This is a genomic window from Chryseobacterium sp. 14P4.3.2 (assembly GCF_057799275.1).
This window is the reverse complement of sequence record NZ_JBYOKO010000011.1, coordinates 87,937-108,773: the sequence shown is the minus strand read 5'-3', so window position 1 is coordinate 108,773 and position 20,837 is coordinate 87,937. Positions and strand designations below refer to the sequence as shown.

The window sequence follows — 20,837 nt, the reverse complement described above, 5'->3', positions numbered from 1 at the left end:
ATTAATAGATTATCGCCAGTGTACGGTCATCGTGATTTCCCCGGCTCCAGAAATCCGTCCATTGTAAAAGCTGTTTATCAATGTAAGCTTCTCTCATAAAATCGACTTGAACACGGTCTTCATTATTTCCGGAAAGATCATTGAAAAACGCTTTCCAGCTTTCTATATCTTCCAGTTTACTTTCTGTTCCCAGTTTCGGATCATAAATTCCATCCGTCATTAAAACAAGATATAAAAAATTCTCTACACAGGTAATTCCGAAACGGGTAGCAACTGATTCATTAAAAATTCCTTTCGTGGTAATGAAACGGGTACCGCCACTAAACTCACCGACATCTATTCTGTTTAAAAGTTCCACTTCAGAAAAATCAGTATTGATCAGATTAATCGGACAGTCTCCCACTCCAAAAGTCAGCATTACATATCCAAAGCTGAACTTTTTAACTAAGGCAAAAATAAGAGTTGCATTGAGCTCACTGACTGCAAAATCATTATCTGCAGCCGCTTTTTCCAGTGTACTATACGTGTATAAAACACCTTTATACAAAAGGTTTATAATTTCTTTCTTTACCTGTGTATGGATTTCCTCTGAATATTCAGTCTGATAAAGAATTTTTAGACGGTCTTCAATTTCTTTCAGTCGTTCTTTTGAACTGAAAAATTCATTCACTGAAATGGTTGCTAATCTGGAACCTTCTCTTGCAAATTTGGCGGAACCCGCACCGTCAGAAACAGAAATAATATTCCATTCCAAAGGAAGTTTACTCACTGCAAAGTCATCTTCCCGGAATTTACCTTCATGGGCATGAGAACGGCCTCTTTTTGAAACAACAACAATCTTTCGGTCTAAAAAAGCTCCTTTAAATGAGTCTTCGTCCGCTTTATAAAAGGCTGCGGTTTGATCAGAAGGTATATTTTTCCACAAATCTTTAGGGTCTGCATTGACAAACAAATCTACTTTTTTTATGTCAATATTTTTTTCATCATCAATATGGTAAAATTCAATATCCAGGTGATAAACATTATTGACAACGGGAGTTCCTGAAATTTTATTGTCTTTAAATACAAGTCCGGTTTCATCAAGGTTCCCGATATTCTGAATTCTTATATTCGGAAAATATTCCATGTCAAAACTGAATTCATAAAGCTTATTTGAAGCTGCATTTTTTAAAACCCAATGCACTTCTTTAAATTCTTCTTTTTCTTTGTAAACAACAGATTTTTCCATAGCTTTTTTTGAAGCTCCAAAATAGAATGAAGGTATTTTCATAAGCAAGCTCTTTTTTTATTTCATATTCTTTCCGTTATCCCAACGTTCTGTTGATATCAAACCCTTCACTGGAGAAACCATAGTAATCTGATGTTCCACACCACGGGCATTTATTATAGCCTTCCCCGTTCAGACAATGAATTCCTCCACAAGAGCAGGTTGCCAGTGCAATAGGGTTTGCACAATGCGGACACGAAGTTCCTCCCTGAAGTTCTTCTATGGATATTTTAAGATTATTCTTCTTAGAAGAGGATAACCGGTAGTACGCTTTTTCATCGATTTTATAAGCGCCATCCAGTCTGTAATATCTGGTAGACATTCCCGGTATACTGGATTCTGCAAATGTTTTTTTAAACTTCATCAGATATAATTTTTGAGTTTCTGAACATTTTCCGTTCAGCACAACAAAATTATTGTCAGGAAATCTCTGTTCCATTTCAGGATCTATCTTTTCCAGAATATGAGAGTCAATCTTTGAAAGGTTGATTCCTTCTTTTTTCGCTTCGGTAACGCTCTGACTGGTAGTTTTAATAGAATCTGTAACCCATTTAAAAAATTCTTTATATGAATTCTCATCAGAATTGTTAAATAGAAGTACATGATCTGCTAAAGAACCCAGAAGCTTATAGTTTGTATTTTCACCTATTGATACGGCAATCGTATTGGCTTTTCCACTATACTTGTTGTTCCATCTTTCGATCGCTTTTGTAGCATCATCAGTAGGAACGCCATCCGTAAACAGAAAAACAATAGGCTTCCAGTCTCCTTTTCTTTCGTAGGTTGTTTTTACAATATCCCTGTCTATACAATCCATTACCTGTATCAATCCCTGGGAAAGTGAGGTGCCGCTTCCAATTGGAATTTTCGGAGGATAAAAACTGATAATATCCTGAAGCGGTATAATCACTTCAGCTTCTCCTGCAAAGCCTACCACTGAGATATAAACCGTTTCCAATGAATACGGGTCTTTTTTTAATTCTCTGATGATATTGGCAATACCTTCCTGTACCTGTTCTATAGGCTCTCCTACCATAGACTCGGAGACGTCTACTAAAAAATAAATGGGCAATCTTCTCATAATGGTAAAGGCAATTTTTTTAAATAATAATAGTAAGCTCCGATGGTGGTGGAGGAAGTGGAATATTTTCTCCTGTGTGCTGTGAATGTCCCCCTTGTGTAATGGAAAAACTTACCCATCTGAAGAAAGAAGAAAGGGTAATAGCATCTGTAGTATCCAGTTTTACGACGTGATCTGTAAGTTCCTTCAGGAATTTTTCATCTGCTTTAGGTCCTGCTGCACATCCTACAATGGCTCCAAATTCAAGTCCTCTGATCACAGGGATCATCTGTCTGTATTTCTGAATATCCGAAGGCTTCCCATCCGTAAAGATAAAAAGCAGCGGCTGCCAGTCTCCTTTTGCATCAGCGGATTCTTTCACAAGCTCTTTCCTGACAAGCTCTGACACCATTTCCAATGCTGCTCCCGTATGAGTGGGGCCGCTATCCGGACAGGTAATTTCCATTGGATAGAAACTGGCAAGGTCTATCAATGGTACAGTATTTTTAACTTCTCTATCGAAGGTAATGACACTTAGATGCAGACTGTCCATTGCCTGCGGATCTGCACGAAGCATACTGATCAATCCATTGAATCCGTTATTGAGTGCCTGAATTGGTTCTCCGTTCATAGAACCGGAAGTGTCTAATAAAAAGTAGGCTAATAATCTTCTGGTCATTTTATAAGGCAGGTATTAATTCTGAAGCCGGCGGAGGAAGTCGAAGACTTTCAAGCCGGCTTATAGTATATTATATAGAAATGTAAAATCTAATTAGAATAAGAGTACTGCTGTCTCAGAATATCGATAAAATTATCTGTATTATGGGGTTCTCCAATGGCACGGAATTTCCAGTCACCATTATGACGGTACGCTTCAGCAAAAACCATTGCACACATTCCGTTCATACTTGAATCTCCGGAAAGACTGTATTTTGTAATTTCTTTTCCTTTAGCATCCACAGCACGGATAAATGCATTTTCAATCATTCCAAAATGCTGATTGTTGCTTCTCCCCTGATAAATGGTAACAACAAATACAATTTTCTGATAGCTCTGATCCAGCTGATCCAGTTTTACAATGATCTGCTCATCATCTCCATCTCCCGCACCGGTTCTGTTATCTCCCGTCAGCCATATGTTTCCACTCGGATGCTGCATAGAATTGAAGAAAACAACATCTCCCTGATAAAGCCCCATCTGTCTTCCGTCATTCGTCTGTACTGTTCTTCCAAGATTAGCCACTTTCCCGTTACCATCTAAAAGAAAAGCGATAGCATCAAGATCATACTCAGCTTCTTTATTGAATATTTTACCAAAGAAACCTCCTTGCTTTCTTACGTCCCATCCCAAGCCAATCGTCACCTTTGAAAGATCATACACACTTTCTCCACTGTCATTCTTTCTTAGATCTATCGTTTGCCCTTTCTGTAAATTAATTGCCATATCTGTCGTTTTGTGTTATTTGATTTTTATTTGATGATTTGCCCTTTATAGTATTTCTCAAGGAAGAAGCCCAGATCTGCTCTATACCCTATTCCTGAAGCTTCAAATTTCCAGCTTCCGTTTCTTTTATAAAGTCTTCCGAACTCAACTCCTGTTTCAATAGAGAAATCTTCATCCAGTTCATATTTTGCAATTTCCTGGTTTGAATTATTATCCACGACCCTGATATAAGAGTTTCTTACCTGTCCGAAATTCTGTCTTCTTCTTTCGAAATCTTCTATAGTGACCACAAAAAGAATTTCTTCTACTCTTGAATCTACTTTCTCAAGATCGACAACAATAGCCTCATCATCATCTCCATCACTATTTTTACCATTAGGATCATCCCCGGTATGACTTAAAGCTCCATCCGGAGAATGAAGGTTATTATAAAAAACAAAATACTCTTCGCTTACTAATTTTCTGTCAGCATCGATCATGATTGCAGAAGCATCTAAATCGAAGTCATAACCGGTTCCTTCATTAGGGTCCCAACCTAATCCAATCGTCAATTTCGTCAATCCTATATCGATCTTCTGCCCTTTCTGTAGATTAATTGCCATAGTGTTTTATATTATGATTTATTTTTTGCATTAAGATAGATTTGATTTACGAACTGACCAAATTTATTTCATGAAAAATCATCAAAATACTTCCATTCAGGCTATTTTCTCTTAAGTTTCTAAATTTCCAGTCTTACTGTTCAAAGTTTATTAATGACATCATTGCAGACCGCAGTATACCATAAAAAAAGGCTCAATTAAAAAATTGAACCTGATATTTTACAAAATGTATTGTATTAATTTTTAAAATCCTTCTCTGAAGCGGCAATATTTCTTGCTTTCGCCAGCATAGGTATAGAAATCAATCCCATCACAAGCATAATAACAATCTGTAACGGCAGAGAAATAAAGGAATAAGTAAGCCCCATTTCACCACCCAGGTCAGCATTTTTCCCTACCGAAATAAATAGTGCCATAAAACCAAACTTCATTGCCAGGTTATACGCGCCGATTCCTCCACTTGCAGGAATAATCATTCCCAATGTCCCCACAACAATAATGAAGAAACCGTCAGCAGCGCTGAAGCCCGATGTTTCAGGAAGCGCAAAACAGACAAGATAAGCTGCTAGATAATAGCAAACCCATATTCCTAATGTATAAAGGATGAATTTTCCTTTTTCTCTTAGTTTAAAGATAGAAGTGAGCCCCTGAAGAATTCCTTTTCCAAAATTGATAAGTTTCTCTTTTTTATATTTATAAAGAAGGCCTAACCCAATTAAAACCAATATCGCAATAGCAATTTTAACGCATAAATAAAATGAATCAAAATCACTTACTCCCAATTTCATCATTTGCTCTTCAAAAAAGTTAGGAACAAATTCGTCCTTCACGTCCTTCTTATCCATTACAAAATGATAAAAAGCAAGTATTGCATTAAATTTAAAAATCACTGTTAGAAGTAAAAATCCCATCATACATACAAGATCTACCACTCTTTCCAGAATAATTGTCCCAAAAGATTTATCTACCGGCACTTTTTCCACTCCATATAAAGCAGTAGCTCTCGCCAGCTCACCACTTCTGGGAATGGTAAGGTTCATCAGGTACCCAAATGATATGGACCAAAGAGAATTGGAATTTGAAATACGATGTCCCATTGGTTCCAGCATCAGGTTCCAGCGAATTGCTCTGAACCAGTAAGCAAGGAGCCCAAATACAGAAGCAAACAATACCCAAAGATAATTAGCCTTAGCCAGTGACTGGCTGATCACTTTAAAATCGAGCCCCCTTAAGGCCAGCCATAAAAAAAAGCCTGCAAAAGCAAGCGATATTACTATTGTAAGTATTGATTTTAATGGACTTTTTGATGTTTTCTCCATGTACTAAGTAAGAAGATTTGTTTTTTCGTCCGGGAAAACTATTTTCGGCTGGAAATCTTTTGCTTCCTCCGGAGTCATCTGTGCATACGCAATGATGATGATGATATCATCCCGTTGTACTTTTCTAGCAGCAGGCCCATTCAGACACACTTCCCCCGATTTTCTTTTCCCTTTGATAACGTAGGTATCAAAACGCTCTCCGTTATTTACATTCACAATATAGACCCTTTCTCCCACTACCAATCCGGCAGCTTCAATAAGATCTTCATCTATTGTTATACTTCCTATATAATTAAGGTCAGAGGCTGTAACTCTCACCCTGTGGATTTTAGACTTGAAAACTTCTATTAACATGGTGCAAATTTATTAATAAAAATTAATAAATCAGGTCTTTGTTAGTATTAAAAAACTCCCACCAACACAGGTGTTTAATTTCACAAAACATAAAGAATTTTAATTTTGCTTATAAACTTAATAATCATATGCTTAAAAATATCAATACTTTATATCCAATTTAGGATTTAATAAATACAGTAAATAATATTAAGTTTTTGCTAAAGTCAATAAACATAAGCATTTGGCATGATTTTAGTAACGCGTAACGTAGGTTTTTCGTGAAAACACGAATTATCATATTTTAACTATTTTCAGCGAAAAGCAAAAAAATTATATAAGTTTTAATAAAAAAATTGCACAATTAGAAAATAGTATTATATTTGCTATAATTACGAACTAACTTTAATATTAAAAATTATGAACAAGTCTGAATTAATCGACGCAATCGCAAAAGATGCAGGTATCACTAAAGTTGCAGCAAAAGCCGCTTTAGAATCTTTCATTGGTAACGTAACTACTACTCTAAAGAAAAAAGACGGTAAAGTGTCTTTAGTAGGTTTCGGTACTTTCTCAGTAGCAGAGAGAGCAGCTAGACAAGGTATCAACCCTGCAACTAAGAAACCAATCAAAATTGCGGCTAAAAAAGTTGCTAAATTTAAAGCTGGAGCTGATTTATCTAATGCAGTTTCTGGTGTTAAGAAAAAATAATCATTCAGATTACGAAAATTCAAGGGCTGTTTCTACGAAACGGCCTTTTTTATGCAAAAATTTTAAATCTTTAATCCCAATAAGGATATTTTAAATATTAATTTCAGCTAAGATCACTACAGAACAACAGATTCGATTTACACACTCTATATTCAACCTTCAAGGCAAACTCATAAAGTAAAGGTTTAAACCCAACCCTTTATAAAAACTGAAATAATAACAGAATCTAAGTTTTCGGCTAAAGCTTTTTTGTCAGGAACATAAAATAAACAAAAAAACAAAGCGAGCTAAAAGCCCGCTTCTAATAGTCTTTACTATTTATGTTATAGGAATAAATCTTTAGTAAACAGATGCTAAAAATAACTTTCAGCACTCCATTTTCAACTTTGAACTAAAAAAGATTAGGGTGCCAGTCTGGAAACCTCCCAATCGAGTCCATTTAGCCGGTAAATGATCCGATCATGAAGACGGTTGGGTCTTCCCTGCCAAAATTCAATTTCGTAGGGTTTTGCCAGGTATCCGCCCCAATTGGCAGGCCTTGGTATCTCACTGTTTTCGTATTCTTTTTCCAGCTCTTTTAATTTTTGCTCCAAAAACTCTCTGTTAGGGATCTCCTGACTTTGCGGAGAAACGACCGCTCCCAACTGGCTGCCTTTTGGTCTTGAGTGAAAATATCCGTCACTTAGATTTTCAGCTATTTTTTCCAGATCAGCTTTGATAATAATCTGCCTTTCCAGGTTGGGCCAGAAAAAATGCAGACAGGCTTTATGGTGGTTTTCTATTGCCTTTCCTTTTTTGCTGTCGTAGTTCGTATAAAAAATAAATCCTTCATGGGTATATGCTTTAAGCAGTACCATTCTGGTCCGTGGACAACCGTCATCTTCCAGAGTAGAAACAGCCATAGCATTAGCTTCCGAGATCATCGGACTCTCACTTGCCTCCAAAAACCAGTCTCTGAATTGCTCAATTGGATTTTGTTTTATCTCACTTTCAATAAGTTGGGATTTCTCGTACACTTTTCTTTTGTCGTGCAGGTTTTCCATAAATATTTTTTATTAAATTTGAGTATGAATCACTCATACAAAGGTAAAATATTAATCTCGACGCCTGACATTTCCGGTGATATTTTTTCCAGATCGGTCGTATTAGTTATTGAACATAATGAAAGCGGTGCATTTGGTTTGATATTAAATAAAAAGAATAGCCAGATGAGTAGTAAATTCAAAGACTTTTTTGATTTTAAAATCGAAGTATACGATGGAGGGCCTGTAGAAAACGACAAGGTATTCTTTATTGTAAAGGGTCCAAAGGTTACCGAAATTTATACAGATATTGCCGATGAGTATTATCTTACAGAAGACATTGAAAACATCATTAATGCTGTTCTGAGCAGTGAGCTGGATATTCAGAACATAAAAATATTTTCAGGGTATTCCGGGTGGTCTCCCAATCAACTGGATACAGAGGTTCAAAAGAAAATGTGGACGGTAGTAGATGTTTACAATCTGGATTATACACTTCCAAACGATCAGACGCTTTGGAAATCAATAATGCAGAATCTGGGTGGAGAATTTCTTCTTTGGGCTAATTCTCCTGAGGATATTTCTCTGAATTAGAAGCCTTTTTGTCAGGATTGATACAATTAACAAACTTTAAGATTTTGTTAACCAATTTTAAAGAAAGTTTTTCCGTTCTTTGGAAAACCAAAACCACTGATATGAAAGGTATTAGACTTTTTGCTTTATCTATTTTTTCTACTGCGTTTTTATCATTTACTCCTCTGAACAAAAAGTATATTGTCATAGATGCTGGTCACGGCGGAAATGATAATGGAGCTGTATATGGTCATGTTACCGAAAAGGAAATTTCATTAAGCATTGCTAAAGAAATTCAAAAGTTTAATGAAAGTCAGGATAAGTATGAAGTGGTTTTAACCAGAGACACGGACATATTCCCTATTCTGTCAGCTAGAACGGCTCAAATTAACAAGCTTAATCCTGAAATGGTCATCTCACTCCATGTGAACAGTTCGGCTCAAAAAGACACCCCTAATAATGGGTGTGAAGTATATGTTCAAAACTCTGAGGTTTCAAAAGAACTTGCCGGAAAGATTTATAAAAAATTCAATGCCCATAAAATAGAGGAAAGTAATTTTCATATTTTAAGAGAAACAAAAGCACCTGCTGTATTGGTAGAACTTGGATTCATCAATAATACAAAAGACAGGGAGTTTCTTACCAGTGAAAAAGGGCAAAAAGAAATCGCACAGAAATTCATTGAAGTAATCAACGAATATAAATAAAGAAACAATTTCTGATTTAATCAGAATAAAACCCGGTAAAGGACTTTTGGAACTTTGTTGTTTACCGGGTTTGTCAATTTTATGAATTAAAGCTGTTTTTCCAGCTTTCTACCAGTTCTAAAAAACGGGAGTTTTCAAAAGTTTTATTTCTTATTTTTCCTACGGAAAATATTCCTTTCTCATCTGAAATCATTAAAATTTCTTCGGCTTTCTGAGATTCAAAAGCAATTATTTCGTGCTCCTGAATATCAGCAAGATTGTTCTTATGTAAAAAAGTAACAAAATTTTCCATTAAGGGAGAGATATAAGCCCCTTCAGTCTGTTTTGGAACTTTAATCACATTGCCTTCCAGAAAAAGAAGATTCCCCGTGGTTGTACGTGCAATCCTTTTATTGGGATTCAAAAGGATTACATCATCTAGGTCATTTTCCTGCGCATAGATTCCTCCGTAGATATTCTCCGGACAATGTACTCTGAGGTTGCTTAAAAGATTATTGTTTACATTAATCTCTTTAATAAGATCAAGTTCCTGCGGTCTCTGATGAACCGCCAACACATCATCCATTTCCACAACTTCATAAAAGTAGGAAATAGTGGATTTTGCCAATGTCAGTCCGTCATTATTCCTAAACACCTGGAAATTGATAATGCCATCCTTCACTCCTTCACCATCAATAATATCTTTTTGAAACAGCAGCTGGAAAAATTCCAGTGTATAAGTCAAAGGAATATTCATTCTCATCTTTCTCATGGAAGCCATCAGGAAAAAATAGCACTCTTCATCCATGATCAATCTACCATTTTTCACAAAGAAAGAAACCTTCACCGAGTCTCCGAAAAGAAAGGCTCTATTCTTTACATTTAATTCGTCTGATGTAAAATATCGATTTTTCAATTTTTGATGTGATTTATTTATAAAAAAATAATGAACGATAAATCGTTCATCAGTTTTATCATTTAATACAGTCCGGCCTTATGCAGCACCCAATTTTATTCTTAGGTTTTCAATAAGATTTTCCCAATACATTGCGTTTTCTTCTTCATCTCCTTCTTCACAGAAATCTGTAATATTCAGAGCTAAATCTTCTGTAATATCATCTATTGTGATAGTCATTTCAAAGAAATTTTTCGTTCCTTCATCTTCTTCCCATCTAAAACGCACGAAACCTTCAGGCTTATATCTGATCAAAGTGGCCTTTTCAGCAGGGCCTCCACCCCAGCTAAAAAAGAAATCATCGCCTTTCTCTGTTACCTCATCCGCAAACCATTCAGACAATCCTTCTGCAGTTGCCAGATATTCGTATAAAATCTCTGATAAACAGTGCATTGGAAATTCGTAATGGACTTTATGTTTCGCCATATAATCTTTGTTTTATCGTCCCGCAATATATAAATTAATTTTTTTATTATGCAAAAAAACAATTAAATTTTTAAATGATCTGCATGATATTTATCACCGGATCCCGATCTGTATTATGTTAAGTCCAAACGTTAAAAAATGCGATGTAAAGCATAAAAAAATCTCTCCGGAACAGAGAGATTTTTTTATTAATTTTCGTTCAGTATATCAAGAATTATTTTGCATCCTTCTCTGATCTCATCCATAGATAATGTAAGAGGCGGTGAGATTCTCAGGTATTCGTTTCTATACAGCTGCCAAAAAACAACAAGCCCGTTTTCCATACATTTTTTAGCAACTTCAAGTGTATATTCAGGTGTTCCGAGATTAACGGCAAGCATCAGCCCTTTTCCATTAATATTTTTAATTTTGGGGTGTACCAGAAGCTCCCTGAACAGTTTTTCCTTTTCGTCTACATCGTTCATCAGTCCGCTTTCCAATACTTCTTTCAAAGTAGCATAGCTGGCCGCTGCAATCAATGGGTTTCCTCCAAAAGTGGTAATATGCCCGAGTTTTGGCGAATGTGACAGACTTTCCATAATTTCTACGGAGCTCATGAAAGCTCCCACAGGAACTCCACCTCCCATTCCTTTTCCCATCACCAGGATATTAGGTACGATTCCAAAATGCTCAAATGAGAATAGCTTTCCTGTTCTTCCAAAACCTGGCTGAATTTCGTCCAGAATCAAAAGAGCTCCTACTTCTTCACATCTCCTTTTAAGTTTGATCAGATAATCATCAGCAGGAACAAGGAATCCGGCAGCTCCCTGAATGGTTTCCAGGATGACACAGGCTGTTTTCTCTGTGATCTTATCAAAATCTTTTTCGTTATTAAATTCAATGAAAGAGACCATCGGTAATAACGGACGAAATTCTCTTTTATGGGTTTCGTTTCCTGAAACGCTCAAAGCACCATGTGTATTCCCATGATAAGAGTTTGTAAAGGAAACAATTTCTTCTCTCCCTGTATATCTCTTGGCCAATTTCAAACTTCCATCAATAGCTTCTGCTCCACTATTGACAAGGTAAGTAACTTCAAGGGGATCAGGAGTAGCTTCTGCAAGCAGTTTACACAATGCGATAGGTTTTTCCTGCGCATATTCACCATATACCATTACGTGAAGATATTTATCTGCCTGCTCTTTGATCGCATTCACGATTTTGGGATGTGAATGTCCCAGTGTATTGGCAGAAACTCCGGCTACAAAGTCGAGATATTTCTTTCCGTCTGTCCCGTAAATATAGCTTCCCTCAGCTTTTTCAACTTCAAAACCTGCTGCAAATTTTGTGGTTTGAGCCTGATATATAAAAAAATCTTTTTGCATTTCCATTGTCTCCAAAAATTTCAGCAAAGCTATAAAAGATTCATTGAACGTTAAAATTAATCCACAAAAAAGACCAGTGATATCTGGTCTTTTTTCATTATTTTCGGGTTCGTTTAGGCTTTTTAGCTTCTTCTTTAGCTCTTTCTTTTTCTACAGCTTCCTGTGCATGATCAAAGAGTTCATTATCTGCTGTATATTTCACTTCTTCGTAATTAGGACTGTCCACCAAAATATCCTGCCATTTTCTGATCCGGTCTTTGGTATTCCAGTTAAAATCAGCAAACTTTCTTCGTGCAGGTTCTATTTTACTCATGGGATAAGTATCTGCAGTAGCTCCTATACTACAAGAAATAATCTGTAAAGCTCTTTCTTCAAATAAAGCACCGATAATTCCACAGGCCGAAAGAGTAATTCCAATTCTTTCCGGTTTTTTAGTTTCCTGATCGGTATCGTCTACATAGACTATCGACTGGGCATTTCCTACGACTCTGGCTTCTTTAATATCATTTTTATCATAATATACCGTCATAAACTTCCCCTTCACCTGATTGAATTCATCTTTCAGATTCAGTGAGTCTACTTTACTGATGGCAAAAGCATTTCCAATAACTCTCAGTGAGTCTATATTTTCGTTCTTGACATTAAAATAAGCTTCTACTTTATCCCCTGTCACTTGCTTTTCTCCACTCCAAAGGATTGGCTTGGTATACATATGCATGATTCCATCTGTTTCATTAAAGGCAATAGAATCTGCTCTTCCCTGTGCATTGGATTTATAAATACGGGCTTTTTTATAGGCTCTTAAATAGCTTTTCTTTACTTTGATATCCAGAGAATCCGGTCTTTGGTAGGAAATAATCTTTTCAGCAGCAAAATAGACGGAGTCTTTCTCCATTATTTTAACAGCATAAGGATTCTTTGTCATCATTGACGAGTCTTTTTTCTCGAAAATTTCTCCATAGCCTCCTTTAATATACCTCTTTTCCTTAGGATCATCAATGGTTACATTTCCTGTTGCTTTCCCAAAACCGGTAATCTGATTGTAATAAATATCATCTCCGATAAGGATCTTATCGTTATAGAAAATTTTGGGGTTTTTGGTGAGAAAAGCCTCCTTCGTTTCCATTTTATAAGTCCCTTTTTCGGTGTATACTCTATTCTTAGGATTAGCCCGGTTAGTAATGGTTGAAGGTCCGGAAAAATCTGCAATCTTAGTATTCTGATTCTGTTTGATATTAGGTCCTTCTATGATGTACTGCGGGGTATCGATCTTTACGTTGCCGGTAAGGTCTACTACTCTTGTACTAAGGAAATAAGTCCCTACTTTGGCATAGGTCACATTCTGCCCGTCAGAAATCGTTCCACCAGTATTAAAGTATGCCTGACTGGCAAGTCTGTCATAATACAGAATATCTGTTTTTATAGTTTGCTTGGGGTCAGTAAGGACCACATTTTTTCTGGCAACACCTTTTTGGGTATTGGCATCATATTCCATTTCTCCTGCAGTAATTACAGATCCGTCAGTATTCTGAAGCCTTGTATTGCCGATTGCTTTTACAAAGTTTTCTTCGTTGTATAAAACAACTTCATCAGCTGTGAGTATAGACCCCTGATGCTCAATCTGCACATGACCTGTGAAATATTGATTACCATCATATTTTGCAGGATCCTTAATGATTTGATCCGCGTTGATAATCTTCACTTTATCTTCCGGTTTCAGTGCTTGCTGCCTGGGCGGTGCAGGGGCCTGTAAATACGGATCTCTCTTCACGGGGGTTTTATCCTGCGCAAAACTTAGCGTGGAAATAAGGATAAACAGAAAAAGGATTTTTCTCATTAATTAGTCATTCTTAGTGCCATAGAAATATAGCGAATGAGAATCAATTTTTACGCCAAATGCTTCTTCAATGGCTTCTTTGATTCCTTGGATTCTTGGGTCGCAGAATTCAATAATTTCTTCAATCTCTTTGTCAGAGTCCTTTTTGTAGATCACCAGGTGATCATGCTGTTTATCAAAATAAGACTTTTCATAAGATGAAGAGGTCAGTGTTTTTTCTCCGAACTGATGCTTACGGATTAAGCCTGCATCAAGGAAAATCTCAATAGTGTTGTAAATGGTAGCTTTAGAAACATGATATTTCTTCTGCATCATCAGAAGATACAGATCATCTACATTAAAGTGATGATCCATATTATAAATCTCTTCTAATATCGTATATCTTTCAGGTGTGTTTCTAAACCCCTTTTCTAATAAGTAGTTCCTTAGCACGTCCTTGATTAAAGCTATATTTTTTTCTTTTTGTATCGTATCCATTAAAAAAATTATCTACAAATTTATCGATTTTTATTTAAATAGATATTATGGTTAAGTACTATATGACTTAAGAGTTGTGGCGAAAGTACCCTGACTGCTCTATTTTGTTATCATATACAGTAAGCTCTGTAATAGGTGCAGACTCTACTTCAACGTTATGCGAAGATACTCCCCAAGCCTTAAAGTCATCACTTCCGATATACTTCACAAAGTTGTAAATATTAAGGGTAATCTTCTGTTTTACAGTCAAAAGTATATCGTTGATATAGGTGTTATCTATGATCACATATTTCAGATCCGGTGGTATATCATGGGCTCTTAATGAAGGGTGACTGCTTCTTGAAGGAATAGTCCCGTCAGCCATTAAGTCTTTCAATACCATATTAAAGTAATCGTTGATTCTACGGTCTACTTTAAATCCTAAAAGGAAATTGATTTTATAAACCGTACCCGGTAAAATTTCGTCTACTGTATATCTGAAAGTATAAGGATCTTCCTGGTTTACAATACTTAAAATAAAATAATGATCTGCTCTTTTCGGCTGTTTCTTGATAATGGAATAGATAATTTTAGATTCTACTTCATCGTTTCTTTTTGCTCTGCTCAGGTACGCCAGATTGGTCGCATATTTTGGAATAGTCTCATCCAGCTTCATGTCTTTAAGAATAGATACATATTTTTCTATTTTTACAAACTGGATAAATCTTGTTTTTATTAGTCTTCCGTTATACCACGCATACATAGAAACTCCGATAGAACCTGCTAGTACAACCGTGATCCAACCACCTTCCATGAATTTGATAATATTTGCACTGAAGAAACCTAGCTCTATTGCCATATAAACTAAAGCAAAAAACAATATCAATACCTTGCTTACTCTGTGTTTTAATAACCAGAAAACCAACAGTACAGTGGTCATAAGCATGGTGACAGTAATGGAAAGTCCATATGCTGCTTCCATTTTCCCTGATTCTCTAAAGTGGAGAACTACAATAATACACAAAATCAGAAGTCCCCAATTAATTCTAGGGATATACATCTGCCCTTTAACTCCTGAAGGATAATCAATTTTTTGATTAGGCCATAAGTTAAGAGACATTGCTTCAGAGAAAATTGTAAATGAGCCTGTAATTAAAGCCTGGCTGGCAATAATTGCTGCAGCTGTTGCCAGAATTACCCCTGGTATAATCATCCATTCTTCCATAATCCCAAAGAATGGGTTTACTACTGAAAAACCAGGTTTATTATAATTGGTCAGAAGCCAAGCTCCCTGTCCAAGATAGTTTAGAATAAGCATAACTTTTACAAATGCCCAGCTTACTCTGATATTTCTGGCACCACAGTGTCCTAAATCTGAATAAAGAGCTTCTGCTCCTGTTGTACAAAGGAAAACTGCTCCAAGAATAACAATAGCACTTGGGGAGTTTGCTATAAGTTTGTAAGCATAATAAGGATTGAAAGATCTTAGAATTTCAAAATTCTCACTTAAATGCATGACTCCCAGACCACCTAATACTAAAAACCAGACCACCATAACGGGACCAAAAAACTTCCCGATAAAGCTGGTTCCAAATTGCTGTACCACAAAAATTGCAATCAGAATTCCAATTGTAATAGGGACTACAGGAGTATGTGGATTATAGATCTCAAGACCTTCAATAGCTGACATCACGGTAAGCGACGGGGTAATCACTCCATCTGCTATAAGTGCTGCTGCCCCAATAATAGCAATAAGATACAGCCATCCTTTCTTAAGGTTTCTCACGAGTGAAAACAAGGCCAAAATACCTCCCTCTCCTTTATTATCTGCCCTTAAGGCGATGATCACATATTTAATGGTAGTTTGTAAGGTAAGCGTCCAAATGATACAGGAAAGAGCCCCTTCTATGTATTCATTGAAAGGCATATTACTACCTTGTGATCTTGCATTCACAATCGCTTTCATTACGTAAAGCGGTGATGTCCCGATATCCCCAAAAACAATTCCTAGAGAGACTAAAACTCCAATAAAAGAAAGTTTCTTTATGTCAAAATGATAACCATCTTCTGTAACGTCTGCCATGTCAGCCAATTTATTTTAAACGCGCAAATTTATACTAATTTTATGACGTCAAGAATTATTCTTCATGAATATAATAAATGAAAAAACTTCCTTTCGGAAGTTTTTCTCTATAACTATTTTACGTACATCGCTTTTTTGATTTCCTCTTTTACTTTTTCAAGTTTAGGGAACCATTCTGCAAATAATGCTGCAGAATAAGGTGCAGGTGCATCAGGAGTTGTAATTCTCTTGATAGGCGCATCTAAATAATCAAATGCTTTCTGCTGTACCATGTAAGTAATTTCAGAAGATACAGAACCAAATGGCCAAGCTTCTTCTAAAATAACTAATCTATTTGTTTTCTTCACTGATTCTAAAACAGTATCAAAATCAAGTGGGCGAATTGTTCTAAGATCAATAACTTCTACAGAAATTCCTTCTTTAGCCATATCTTCAGCAGCCTGAATAGCCAGCTTCATGATTTTACCGAAAGAAACCAAAGTAACATCTGTACCTTCTCTCTTTATTTCTGCTTTTCCTATTGGTAAGTAATATTCTTCCTCAGGAATTTCCATTTTGTCTCCATACATCTGCTCAGACTCCATGAAGATAACCGGATCATTATCCTGAATTGCTGTTTTCAATAATCCTTTTGCATCATAAGGGTTGGAAGGAACAACTACTTTTAATCCAGGACAGTTTGCGAACCAGCTTTCAAATGCCTGAGAGTGTGTAGCTCCCAATTGTCCTGCTGAAGCAGTAGGACCACGGAAAACGATTGGACAGTTCCACTGACCTCCACTCATCTGACGGATTTTTGCTGCATTATTGATAATCTGATCAATTCCTACTAAAGCGAAATTGAATGTCATATACTCTACAATTGGTCTGTTACCGTTCATCGCAGAACCCACAGCAATACCTGTAAAACCAAGCTCAGCAATAGGGGTATCGATCACTCTTTTAGAACCAAATTCATCCAACATTCCTTTTGAAGCTTTATATGCACCATTGTATTCTGCAACTTCCTCCCCCATTAAAAAGATGGATTCGTCTTTACGCATTTCCTCGCTCATTGCCTGTGCAATTACCTCACGAAAAGTATATTCTGCCATATTTATTTGAAAAATTTAGACTACAAAAATAGTGTTTTTTTATTATACACATCATAAAAAGGCTTTTCATTTGAAGGAGAAGTTTCAATATTAATTTTATTTAAAACGGTTTTTATTCCTGACCGCTCAGTTCTCCGTAGTTTTTTCTAAAATTCCGAAAAATTCTAAACAATCATGTAAACACAACTTTCCTCAAGCAAATTTTCAAAAAAAACGGCATCTCATTTCTGAAATACCGTTTTAAAATTCTATTTAAACTTAGATTAAACTACACCTTTTCCCAAGTTTGGGTTTTTCCGATCAAAGATATACCAATGTATCCTTTTACAGTCAGCTTATCTCCTTTTCTGATGATAAAACATTTGTATGTTTTACCGTTTTTCGGATTAGTAATAGTACCTCCATTGAACTCATCGCCGTCTTTTGAAAGACCTCTTATGACTTCCATTCCTAAAATAGGTTTGTTTTTTCTGTCGTCTTTACATTCAACACAGTTAGGGTTTTCTGGAGTGATAAGCAACTGAACAACCTTTCCGTAGTACTTCCCGTCAGATTTTTTAAAAATCTCAACAATAGATTTCGGTTTTCCTGTTTCATCATCTATCGTTCTCCACTTTCCTTCGATCTGAGCAAACGTAAGTACGCTGAACAGAGAAAGCGCGAATGTTAACAATAATTTTTTCATATTTCTTATAGTTTTAATTTTAATATAATATTCTTTCCTACGTATTGATAAAAATATAAATTAATTTTCAACAAACAAAAACTTTTATTATACAACGCATAAAGTGAAGAATATTGAGGAAATAAAAAAATGAAATCTTTTGTTATTTCATTTTTTTATTTTTTTGGCTTAGTTACCTTAATTTAATTTCCTGTTGATCACTCTGTGCATATAGTCCTGATACCAGGCCTTTGCCGTCTGCTTGCCTTTTTCTACTTCAGGCGTTTTAAGTTGATTAATCAGATTCTTTTCGAGGCCAAGATCTGCCTGGTCATATACTCCGATGACCTCTTTACCATCAAAACGGTAAATATAGTTTCCGATCATAAACTGTTCTGTGCTTCCATCTGAGTTAACAACGATAAAAGGGTATTTTTTATCGCTCACCAGACTTCTTCCCCAGCTTCTGACAGGTTTGTTGTACCCGACAAGATCGGCCAATGTAGGGTAGATATCTATCTGTTGTGCTATTTCAGGATTCACTCCTTTAAGCTGATAGGCAGGGTTGGGAGAATAGAAAATCAATGGAACGGCAAATCTGTTCATTGCTTTTTCATATTCAGGATAGTATATCTGATTCGTATGATCGCCTGTAAATACAAAGATTGTATTGTTAAACCAAGGCTGCTTTTTAGCCGTTTCAAAATATTTTTTGATCGCATAATCCGTGTACTGGATCGGCTCATGCATTTCTATTTTCCCTTTTTTAAATTTCCCGGAATATTTCTCCGGAATTTTAAATGGATGATGTGAAGAAGCTGTAAACACTGTTGTCATAAAAGGCTGCTTCTTTCCTACGTTTTTCGCAAAATACTGAAGAAACGGTTCGTCCCAGATCGCCCACATCCCGTCAAAATCCTCATCATGATTGTATTCTGTCTTTCCGAAATAATGTTTGAAACCTAAGATATTTCCAAAGCCAAGGAATCCCATAGAACCATTGGGTGCGCCATGATAAAAAGAAGTATCATACCCCAGATCATTACAAACAGAAACTATAGACTGGATTTTCTGATTAGAATAAGGAGATCCGGTAAATGCATCTGTAAGACTGGGAATCCCGGCCAACACACTGCTCATTCCATGAATAGACTGTCTCCCATTCGCAAAAGCATTTGGAAAAATAAGACTCTGACCCGCCAGACTATCCATAAACGGAGTATAGGAAACGTAATCTTTAATATTTTTATCTTTATTGAAAGCCCCGGAATATTCTCTACCGAAAGATTCTACAATGAAAATAACGATATTGGGACGGTTTTCAACTTTTCTGTCATAGACTTTATAAGGCTGTACATTTTCATTAATAAATTTTTCATCTACAAAGTGAACTTCTTTAAAATTATTGGTATTCAAAGTCCTGAAAAAAGAAAACGTACTGTTAAGAACAATATTTCCCTGAAGCGGATTTTCTACAAAACGGGTCGCATCCACCATATTAATAGGTCTTGTGCTATGCTTAAAATCCCCACGGATCCCCCCCACAACCAATACCACTGTTATACATAAGGTAAGTATAGAGTAAAGAAAATAAGGAAGTAATTTAGAAGGGTTTGTTTCGTGTACTTTTACTTTTTTATAAAGGAAAACCCATATAATCATCAAAACAATATACCAAACCAGAACAAATGGATGTTGCCCGATAGAGATCATTAATGTTTTAGACACATTGGATTCATGTTCTGCCACCTGAAATACTGCTGAAGTAAGTCTTGCCTGTGAGAATTTATAGTAAATAAAATCTCCGAAATTCATAGCATATGCAAGTCCATTGGTGATAAAATAAATCCAGAAAAGAATTTTCTGATATCCTTTCTTCGTATTCACTACCAAAGGCAGAAGACTGAGAAGAATAAACAATGAATTGACATATAAAATAGCCGTCGTATCGAAAGCCGTGCCATGATAAGCAAGCTTTATATAGTCTGTAACAGAATCAACTTTTATCAGATCTTTATTAAAATACCAGAATAAAAGCCTCGAAATCTGATAAAAAACATATACTAAAAAAATCCTGTACAACAATGCCAGAACTTCCTGTTTTCTAAATCCTTTTAAAAATTTCATATGGCAAATTTACATCAAAATCATTTTAATACATTTTTTAGTTCAGATTATTTCGAGTTAGAATTTTTAAAAACTGTAATTTTGTGGTTATGGATTTTATAAAAAATAATCTGGCCAATGCCTTGACCCTTGCTAATTTATTTGCAGGATGTGTGGGTGCAATACACCTTATTTTAGGAGATTATCAGACTACGGCGATCTGCCTTGTTCTGTCTTCTGTCTTTGATTTTTTTGACGGTTTTGTAGCCAGAGCTTTAAAATCAAATTCCAACCTTGGGCTTCAGCTTGATTCTCTTGCTGATATGGTGAGCTTCGGATTAATTCCCGGACTTGTCATGTACAAAGCACTTGAACCATTTGGCAGTGACTTATCAGGACTTCATCTTCCGTTTGAAATTAAATATTTCGGGTTAGTAGTGACTACATTCTCTTGTTTAAGACTCGCAATTTTTAACCTTGATGAGGAACAGCGTTATTATTTTAAAGGACTGAATACACCTACCAATACAGTTCTTCTTTTCGGATTGTATTATGCTTTCAAAGAAACCGGAGCCTTCAGCTTTTTATTTGACAGCGAATTGCTGCTGATTCTGCTTACTATTATTACCTCATGGCTTCTGATCAGCCCTGTCAAAATGATGGCAATGAAGTTTAAATCCAAGCAATTAAAAGACAATTATCCAAAAATAGTACTGCTTGCTGGCGGTATTGCCATTCTTGCTCTATTTCAGATTGTAGGAATTCCGATGCTTGTTATTTATTATATATTCGTATCAATGATATTTCAGGGACAGTTGAAATAGAAATTATATAAA

Annotated in this window: 21 protein-coding genes; 4 read left to right on the top strand and 17 right to left on the bottom strand. The window is 35.9% G+C overall.

The genetic code is table 11. From position 1 onward, the window contains the following. Position 1 precedes the first annotated feature (1 nt). The 7 genes from AC27VX_RS16225 to panD form a co-directional block, all read right to left on the bottom strand. Positions 2–1,270: a PP2C family serine/threonine-protein phosphatase gene (locus AC27VX_RS16225; protein WP_488696664.1), complete on the bottom strand. Its 1,269-nt coding sequence runs from the start codon at positions 1,268–1,270 to the stop codon at positions 2–4. Positions 1,271–1,304: 34 nt separating this feature from the next. Then, complete coding sequence (locus AC27VX_RS16220) at positions 1,305–2,348, bottom strand: TerY-C metal binding domain-containing protein (RefSeq protein WP_488696662.1); 1,044 nt, start codon at positions 2,346–2,348, stop codon at positions 1,305–1,307. A gap of 19 nt (positions 2,349–2,367) precedes the next feature. Further along, positions 2,368–3,006 carry a vWA domain-containing protein gene (locus AC27VX_RS16215; RefSeq protein ID WP_488696660.1) on the bottom strand — a complete coding sequence of 213 codons (639 nt, stop codon included), beginning with the start codon at positions 3,004–3,006 and terminating at the stop codon, positions 2,368–2,370. 89 nt (positions 3,007–3,095) lie between these two features. After that, positions 3,096–3,770: a TerD family protein gene (locus AC27VX_RS16210; protein WP_236855836.1), complete on the bottom strand. Its 675-nt coding sequence runs from the start codon at positions 3,768–3,770 to the stop codon at positions 3,096–3,098. 26 nt (positions 3,771–3,796) lie between these two features. Then, positions 3,797–4,372: a TerD family protein gene (locus tag AC27VX_RS16205; RefSeq protein ID WP_488696659.1), complete on the bottom strand. Its 576-nt coding sequence runs from the start codon at positions 4,370–4,372 to the stop codon at positions 3,797–3,799. Positions 4,373–4,608: 236 nt separating this feature from the next. Further along, complete coding sequence (locus tag AC27VX_RS16200) at positions 4,609–5,691, bottom strand: lysylphosphatidylglycerol synthase transmembrane domain-containing protein (protein WP_488696657.1); 1,083 nt, start codon at positions 5,689–5,691, stop codon at positions 4,609–4,611. A gap of 3 nt (positions 5,692–5,694) precedes the next feature. Next, the gene (gene panD / locus AC27VX_RS16195) at positions 5,695–6,045 is read right to left on the bottom strand and encodes an aspartate 1-decarboxylase (protein ID WP_029294648.1); all 351 of its coding nucleotides are present in this window, start codon (positions 6,043–6,045) and stop codon (positions 5,695–5,697) included. A 399-nt stretch (positions 6,046–6,444) separates the two neighbouring features. Here panD and AC27VX_RS16190 point away from each other — a divergent pair, with 399 nt between their 5' ends. Next, positions 6,445–6,735, top strand: coding sequence for an HU family DNA-binding protein (locus AC27VX_RS16190; RefSeq protein WP_034748416.1), 291 nt, complete (start codon positions 6,445–6,447; stop codon positions 6,733–6,735). Between the two features lie 401 nt (positions 6,736–7,136). Here the strand turns inward: AC27VX_RS16190 and pdxH are convergent, their stop codons facing one another. After that, complete coding sequence (gene pdxH / locus AC27VX_RS16185) at positions 7,137–7,778, bottom strand: pyridoxamine 5'-phosphate oxidase (protein WP_236855839.1); 642 nt, start codon at positions 7,776–7,778, stop codon at positions 7,137–7,139. A gap of 24 nt (positions 7,779–7,802) precedes the next feature. On the opposite strand from pdxH, the gene AC27VX_RS16180 reads away from it, so the two are divergent. Together AC27VX_RS16180 and AC27VX_RS16175 are read left to right on the top strand one after the other, a co-directional pair. Then, on the top strand, positions 7,803–8,351 hold the full coding sequence (locus tag AC27VX_RS16180) for a YqgE/AlgH family protein (protein ID WP_236855840.1): 549 nt from the start codon (positions 7,803–7,805) through the stop codon (positions 8,349–8,351). A gap of 101 nt (positions 8,352–8,452) precedes the next feature. Then, positions 8,453–9,037 carry an N-acetylmuramoyl-L-alanine amidase family protein gene (locus AC27VX_RS16175; protein WP_236855841.1) on the top strand — a complete coding sequence of 195 codons (585 nt, stop codon included), beginning with the start codon at positions 8,453–8,455 and terminating at the stop codon, positions 9,035–9,037. A gap of 79 nt (positions 9,038–9,116) precedes the next feature. Here AC27VX_RS16175 and AC27VX_RS16170 read toward each other — a convergent pair whose 3' ends face one another. From AC27VX_RS16170 to AC27VX_RS16130, 9 genes are all read right to left on the bottom strand, one after another. Then, positions 9,117–9,932: an aminotransferase class IV gene (locus tag AC27VX_RS16170; protein WP_236855842.1), complete on the bottom strand. Its 816-nt coding sequence runs from the start codon at positions 9,930–9,932 to the stop codon at positions 9,117–9,119. Between the two features lie 78 nt (positions 9,933–10,010). Continuing rightward, positions 10,011–10,397, bottom strand: coding sequence for an START-like domain-containing protein (locus tag AC27VX_RS16165; protein WP_034696870.1), 387 nt, complete (start codon positions 10,395–10,397; stop codon positions 10,011–10,013). Between the two features lie 188 nt (positions 10,398–10,585). Continuing rightward, the gene (locus AC27VX_RS16160) at positions 10,586–11,761 is read right to left on the bottom strand and encodes an aspartate aminotransferase family protein (protein WP_236859527.1); all 1,176 of its coding nucleotides are present in this window, start codon (positions 11,759–11,761) and stop codon (positions 10,586–10,588) included. Positions 11,762–11,858: 97 nt separating this feature from the next. Further along, complete coding sequence (locus tag AC27VX_RS16155) at positions 11,859–13,598, bottom strand: OstA-like protein (RefSeq protein WP_488696652.1); 1,740 nt, start codon at positions 13,596–13,598, stop codon at positions 11,859–11,861. A gap of 3 nt (positions 13,599–13,601) precedes the next feature. Continuing rightward, complete coding sequence (locus tag AC27VX_RS16150) at positions 13,602–14,075, bottom strand: Fur family transcriptional regulator (RefSeq protein WP_002976876.1); 474 nt, start codon at positions 14,073–14,075, stop codon at positions 13,602–13,604. Positions 14,076–14,142: 67 nt separating this feature from the next. Beyond that, the gene (locus tag AC27VX_RS16145; protein ID WP_236855844.1) at positions 14,143–16,137 is read right to left on the bottom strand and encodes a KUP/HAK/KT family potassium transporter; all 1,995 of its coding nucleotides are present in this window, start codon (positions 16,135–16,137) and stop codon (positions 14,143–14,145) included. Between the two features lie 113 nt (positions 16,138–16,250). Further along, entirely contained in the window at positions 16,251–17,231 is a 981-nt protein-coding gene (locus tag AC27VX_RS16140) for a pyruvate dehydrogenase complex E1 component subunit beta (protein ID WP_236855845.1), read from the bottom strand. Positions 17,232–17,499: 268 nt separating this feature from the next. After that, complete coding sequence (locus AC27VX_RS16135; RefSeq protein ID WP_488696648.1) at positions 17,500–17,916, bottom strand: DUF2147 domain-containing protein; 417 nt, start codon at positions 17,914–17,916, stop codon at positions 17,500–17,502. A 177-nt stretch (positions 17,917–18,093) separates the two neighbouring features. Continuing rightward, on the bottom strand, positions 18,094–20,022 hold the full coding sequence (locus tag AC27VX_RS16130) for an LTA synthase family protein (RefSeq protein ID WP_488696646.1): 1,929 nt from the start codon (positions 20,020–20,022) through the stop codon (positions 18,094–18,096). An 89-nt stretch (positions 20,023–20,111) separates the two neighbouring features. On the opposite strand from AC27VX_RS16130, the gene AC27VX_RS16125 reads away from it, so the two are divergent. Continuing rightward, entirely contained in the window at positions 20,112–20,825 is a 714-nt protein-coding gene (locus AC27VX_RS16125; protein ID WP_300688608.1) for a CDP-alcohol phosphatidyltransferase family protein, read from the top strand. The last annotated feature ends 12 nt before the right edge of the window (positions 20,826–20,837 follow it).

Bases quoted from the DNA above. Each gene is read 5' to 3' on its own strand.
- AC27VX_RS16225 (WP_488696664.1), bottom strand. From the start codon at position 1,270: ATGAAAATACCTTCATTCTATTTTGGAGCTTCAAAAAAAGCTATGGAA.
- AC27VX_RS16220 (WP_488696662.1), bottom strand. From the start codon at position 2,348: ATGAGAAGATTGCCCATTTATTTTTTAGTAGACGTCTCCGAGTCTATG.
- AC27VX_RS16215 (WP_488696660.1), bottom strand. From the start codon at position 3,006: ATGACCAGAAGATTATTAGCCTACTTTTTATTAGACACTTCCGGTTCT.
- AC27VX_RS16210 (WP_236855836.1), bottom strand. From the start codon at position 3,770: ATGGCAATTAATTTACAGAAAGGGCAAACGATAGATCTAAGAAAGAAT.
- AC27VX_RS16205 (WP_488696659.1), bottom strand. From the start codon at position 4,372: ATGGCAATTAATCTACAGAAAGGGCAGAAGATCGATATAGGATTGACG.
- AC27VX_RS16200 (WP_488696657.1), bottom strand. From the start codon at position 5,691: ATGGAGAAAACATCAAAAAGTCCATTAAAATCAATACTTACAATAGTA.
- panD (WP_029294648.1), bottom strand. From the start codon at position 6,045: ATGTTAATAGAAGTTTTCAAGTCTAAAATCCACAGGGTGAGAGTTACA.
- AC27VX_RS16190 (WP_034748416.1), top strand. From the start codon at position 6,445: ATGAACAAGTCTGAATTAATCGACGCAATCGCAAAAGATGCAGGTATC.
- pdxH (WP_236855839.1), bottom strand. From the start codon at position 7,778: ATGGAAAACCTGCACGACAAAAGAAAAGTGTACGAGAAATCCCAACTT.
- AC27VX_RS16180 (WP_236855840.1), top strand. From the start codon at position 7,803: ATGAATCACTCATACAAAGGTAAAATATTAATCTCGACGCCTGACATT.
- AC27VX_RS16175 (WP_236855841.1), top strand. From the start codon at position 8,453: ATGAAAGGTATTAGACTTTTTGCTTTATCTATTTTTTCTACTGCGTTT.
- AC27VX_RS16165 (WP_034696870.1), bottom strand. From the start codon at position 10,397: ATGGCGAAACATAAAGTCCATTACGAATTTCCAATGCACTGTTTATCA.
- AC27VX_RS16160 (WP_236859527.1), bottom strand. From the start codon at position 11,761: ATGCAAAAAGATTTTTTTATATATCAGGCTCAAACCACAAAATTTGCA.
- AC27VX_RS16155 (WP_488696652.1), bottom strand. From the start codon at position 13,598: ATGAGAAAAATCCTTTTTCTGTTTATCCTTATTTCCACGCTAAGTTTT.
- AC27VX_RS16150 (WP_002976876.1), bottom strand. From the start codon at position 14,075: ATGGATACGATACAAAAAGAAAAAAATATAGCTTTAATCAAGGACGTG.
- AC27VX_RS16145 (WP_236855844.1), bottom strand. From the start codon at position 16,137: ATGGCAGACGTTACAGAAGATGGTTATCATTTTGACATAAAGAAACTT.
- AC27VX_RS16140 (WP_236855845.1), bottom strand. From the start codon at position 17,231: ATGGCAGAATATACTTTTCGTGAGGTAATTGCACAGGCAATGAGCGAG.
- AC27VX_RS16135 (WP_488696648.1), bottom strand. From the start codon at position 17,916: ATGAAAAAATTATTGTTAACATTCGCGCTTTCTCTGTTCAGCGTACTT.
- AC27VX_RS16130 (WP_488696646.1), bottom strand. From the start codon at position 20,022: ATGAAATTTTTAAAAGGATTTAGAAAACAGGAAGTTCTGGCATTGTTG.
- AC27VX_RS16125 (WP_300688608.1), top strand. From the start codon at position 20,112: ATGGATTTTATAAAAAATAATCTGGCCAATGCCTTGACCCTTGCTAAT.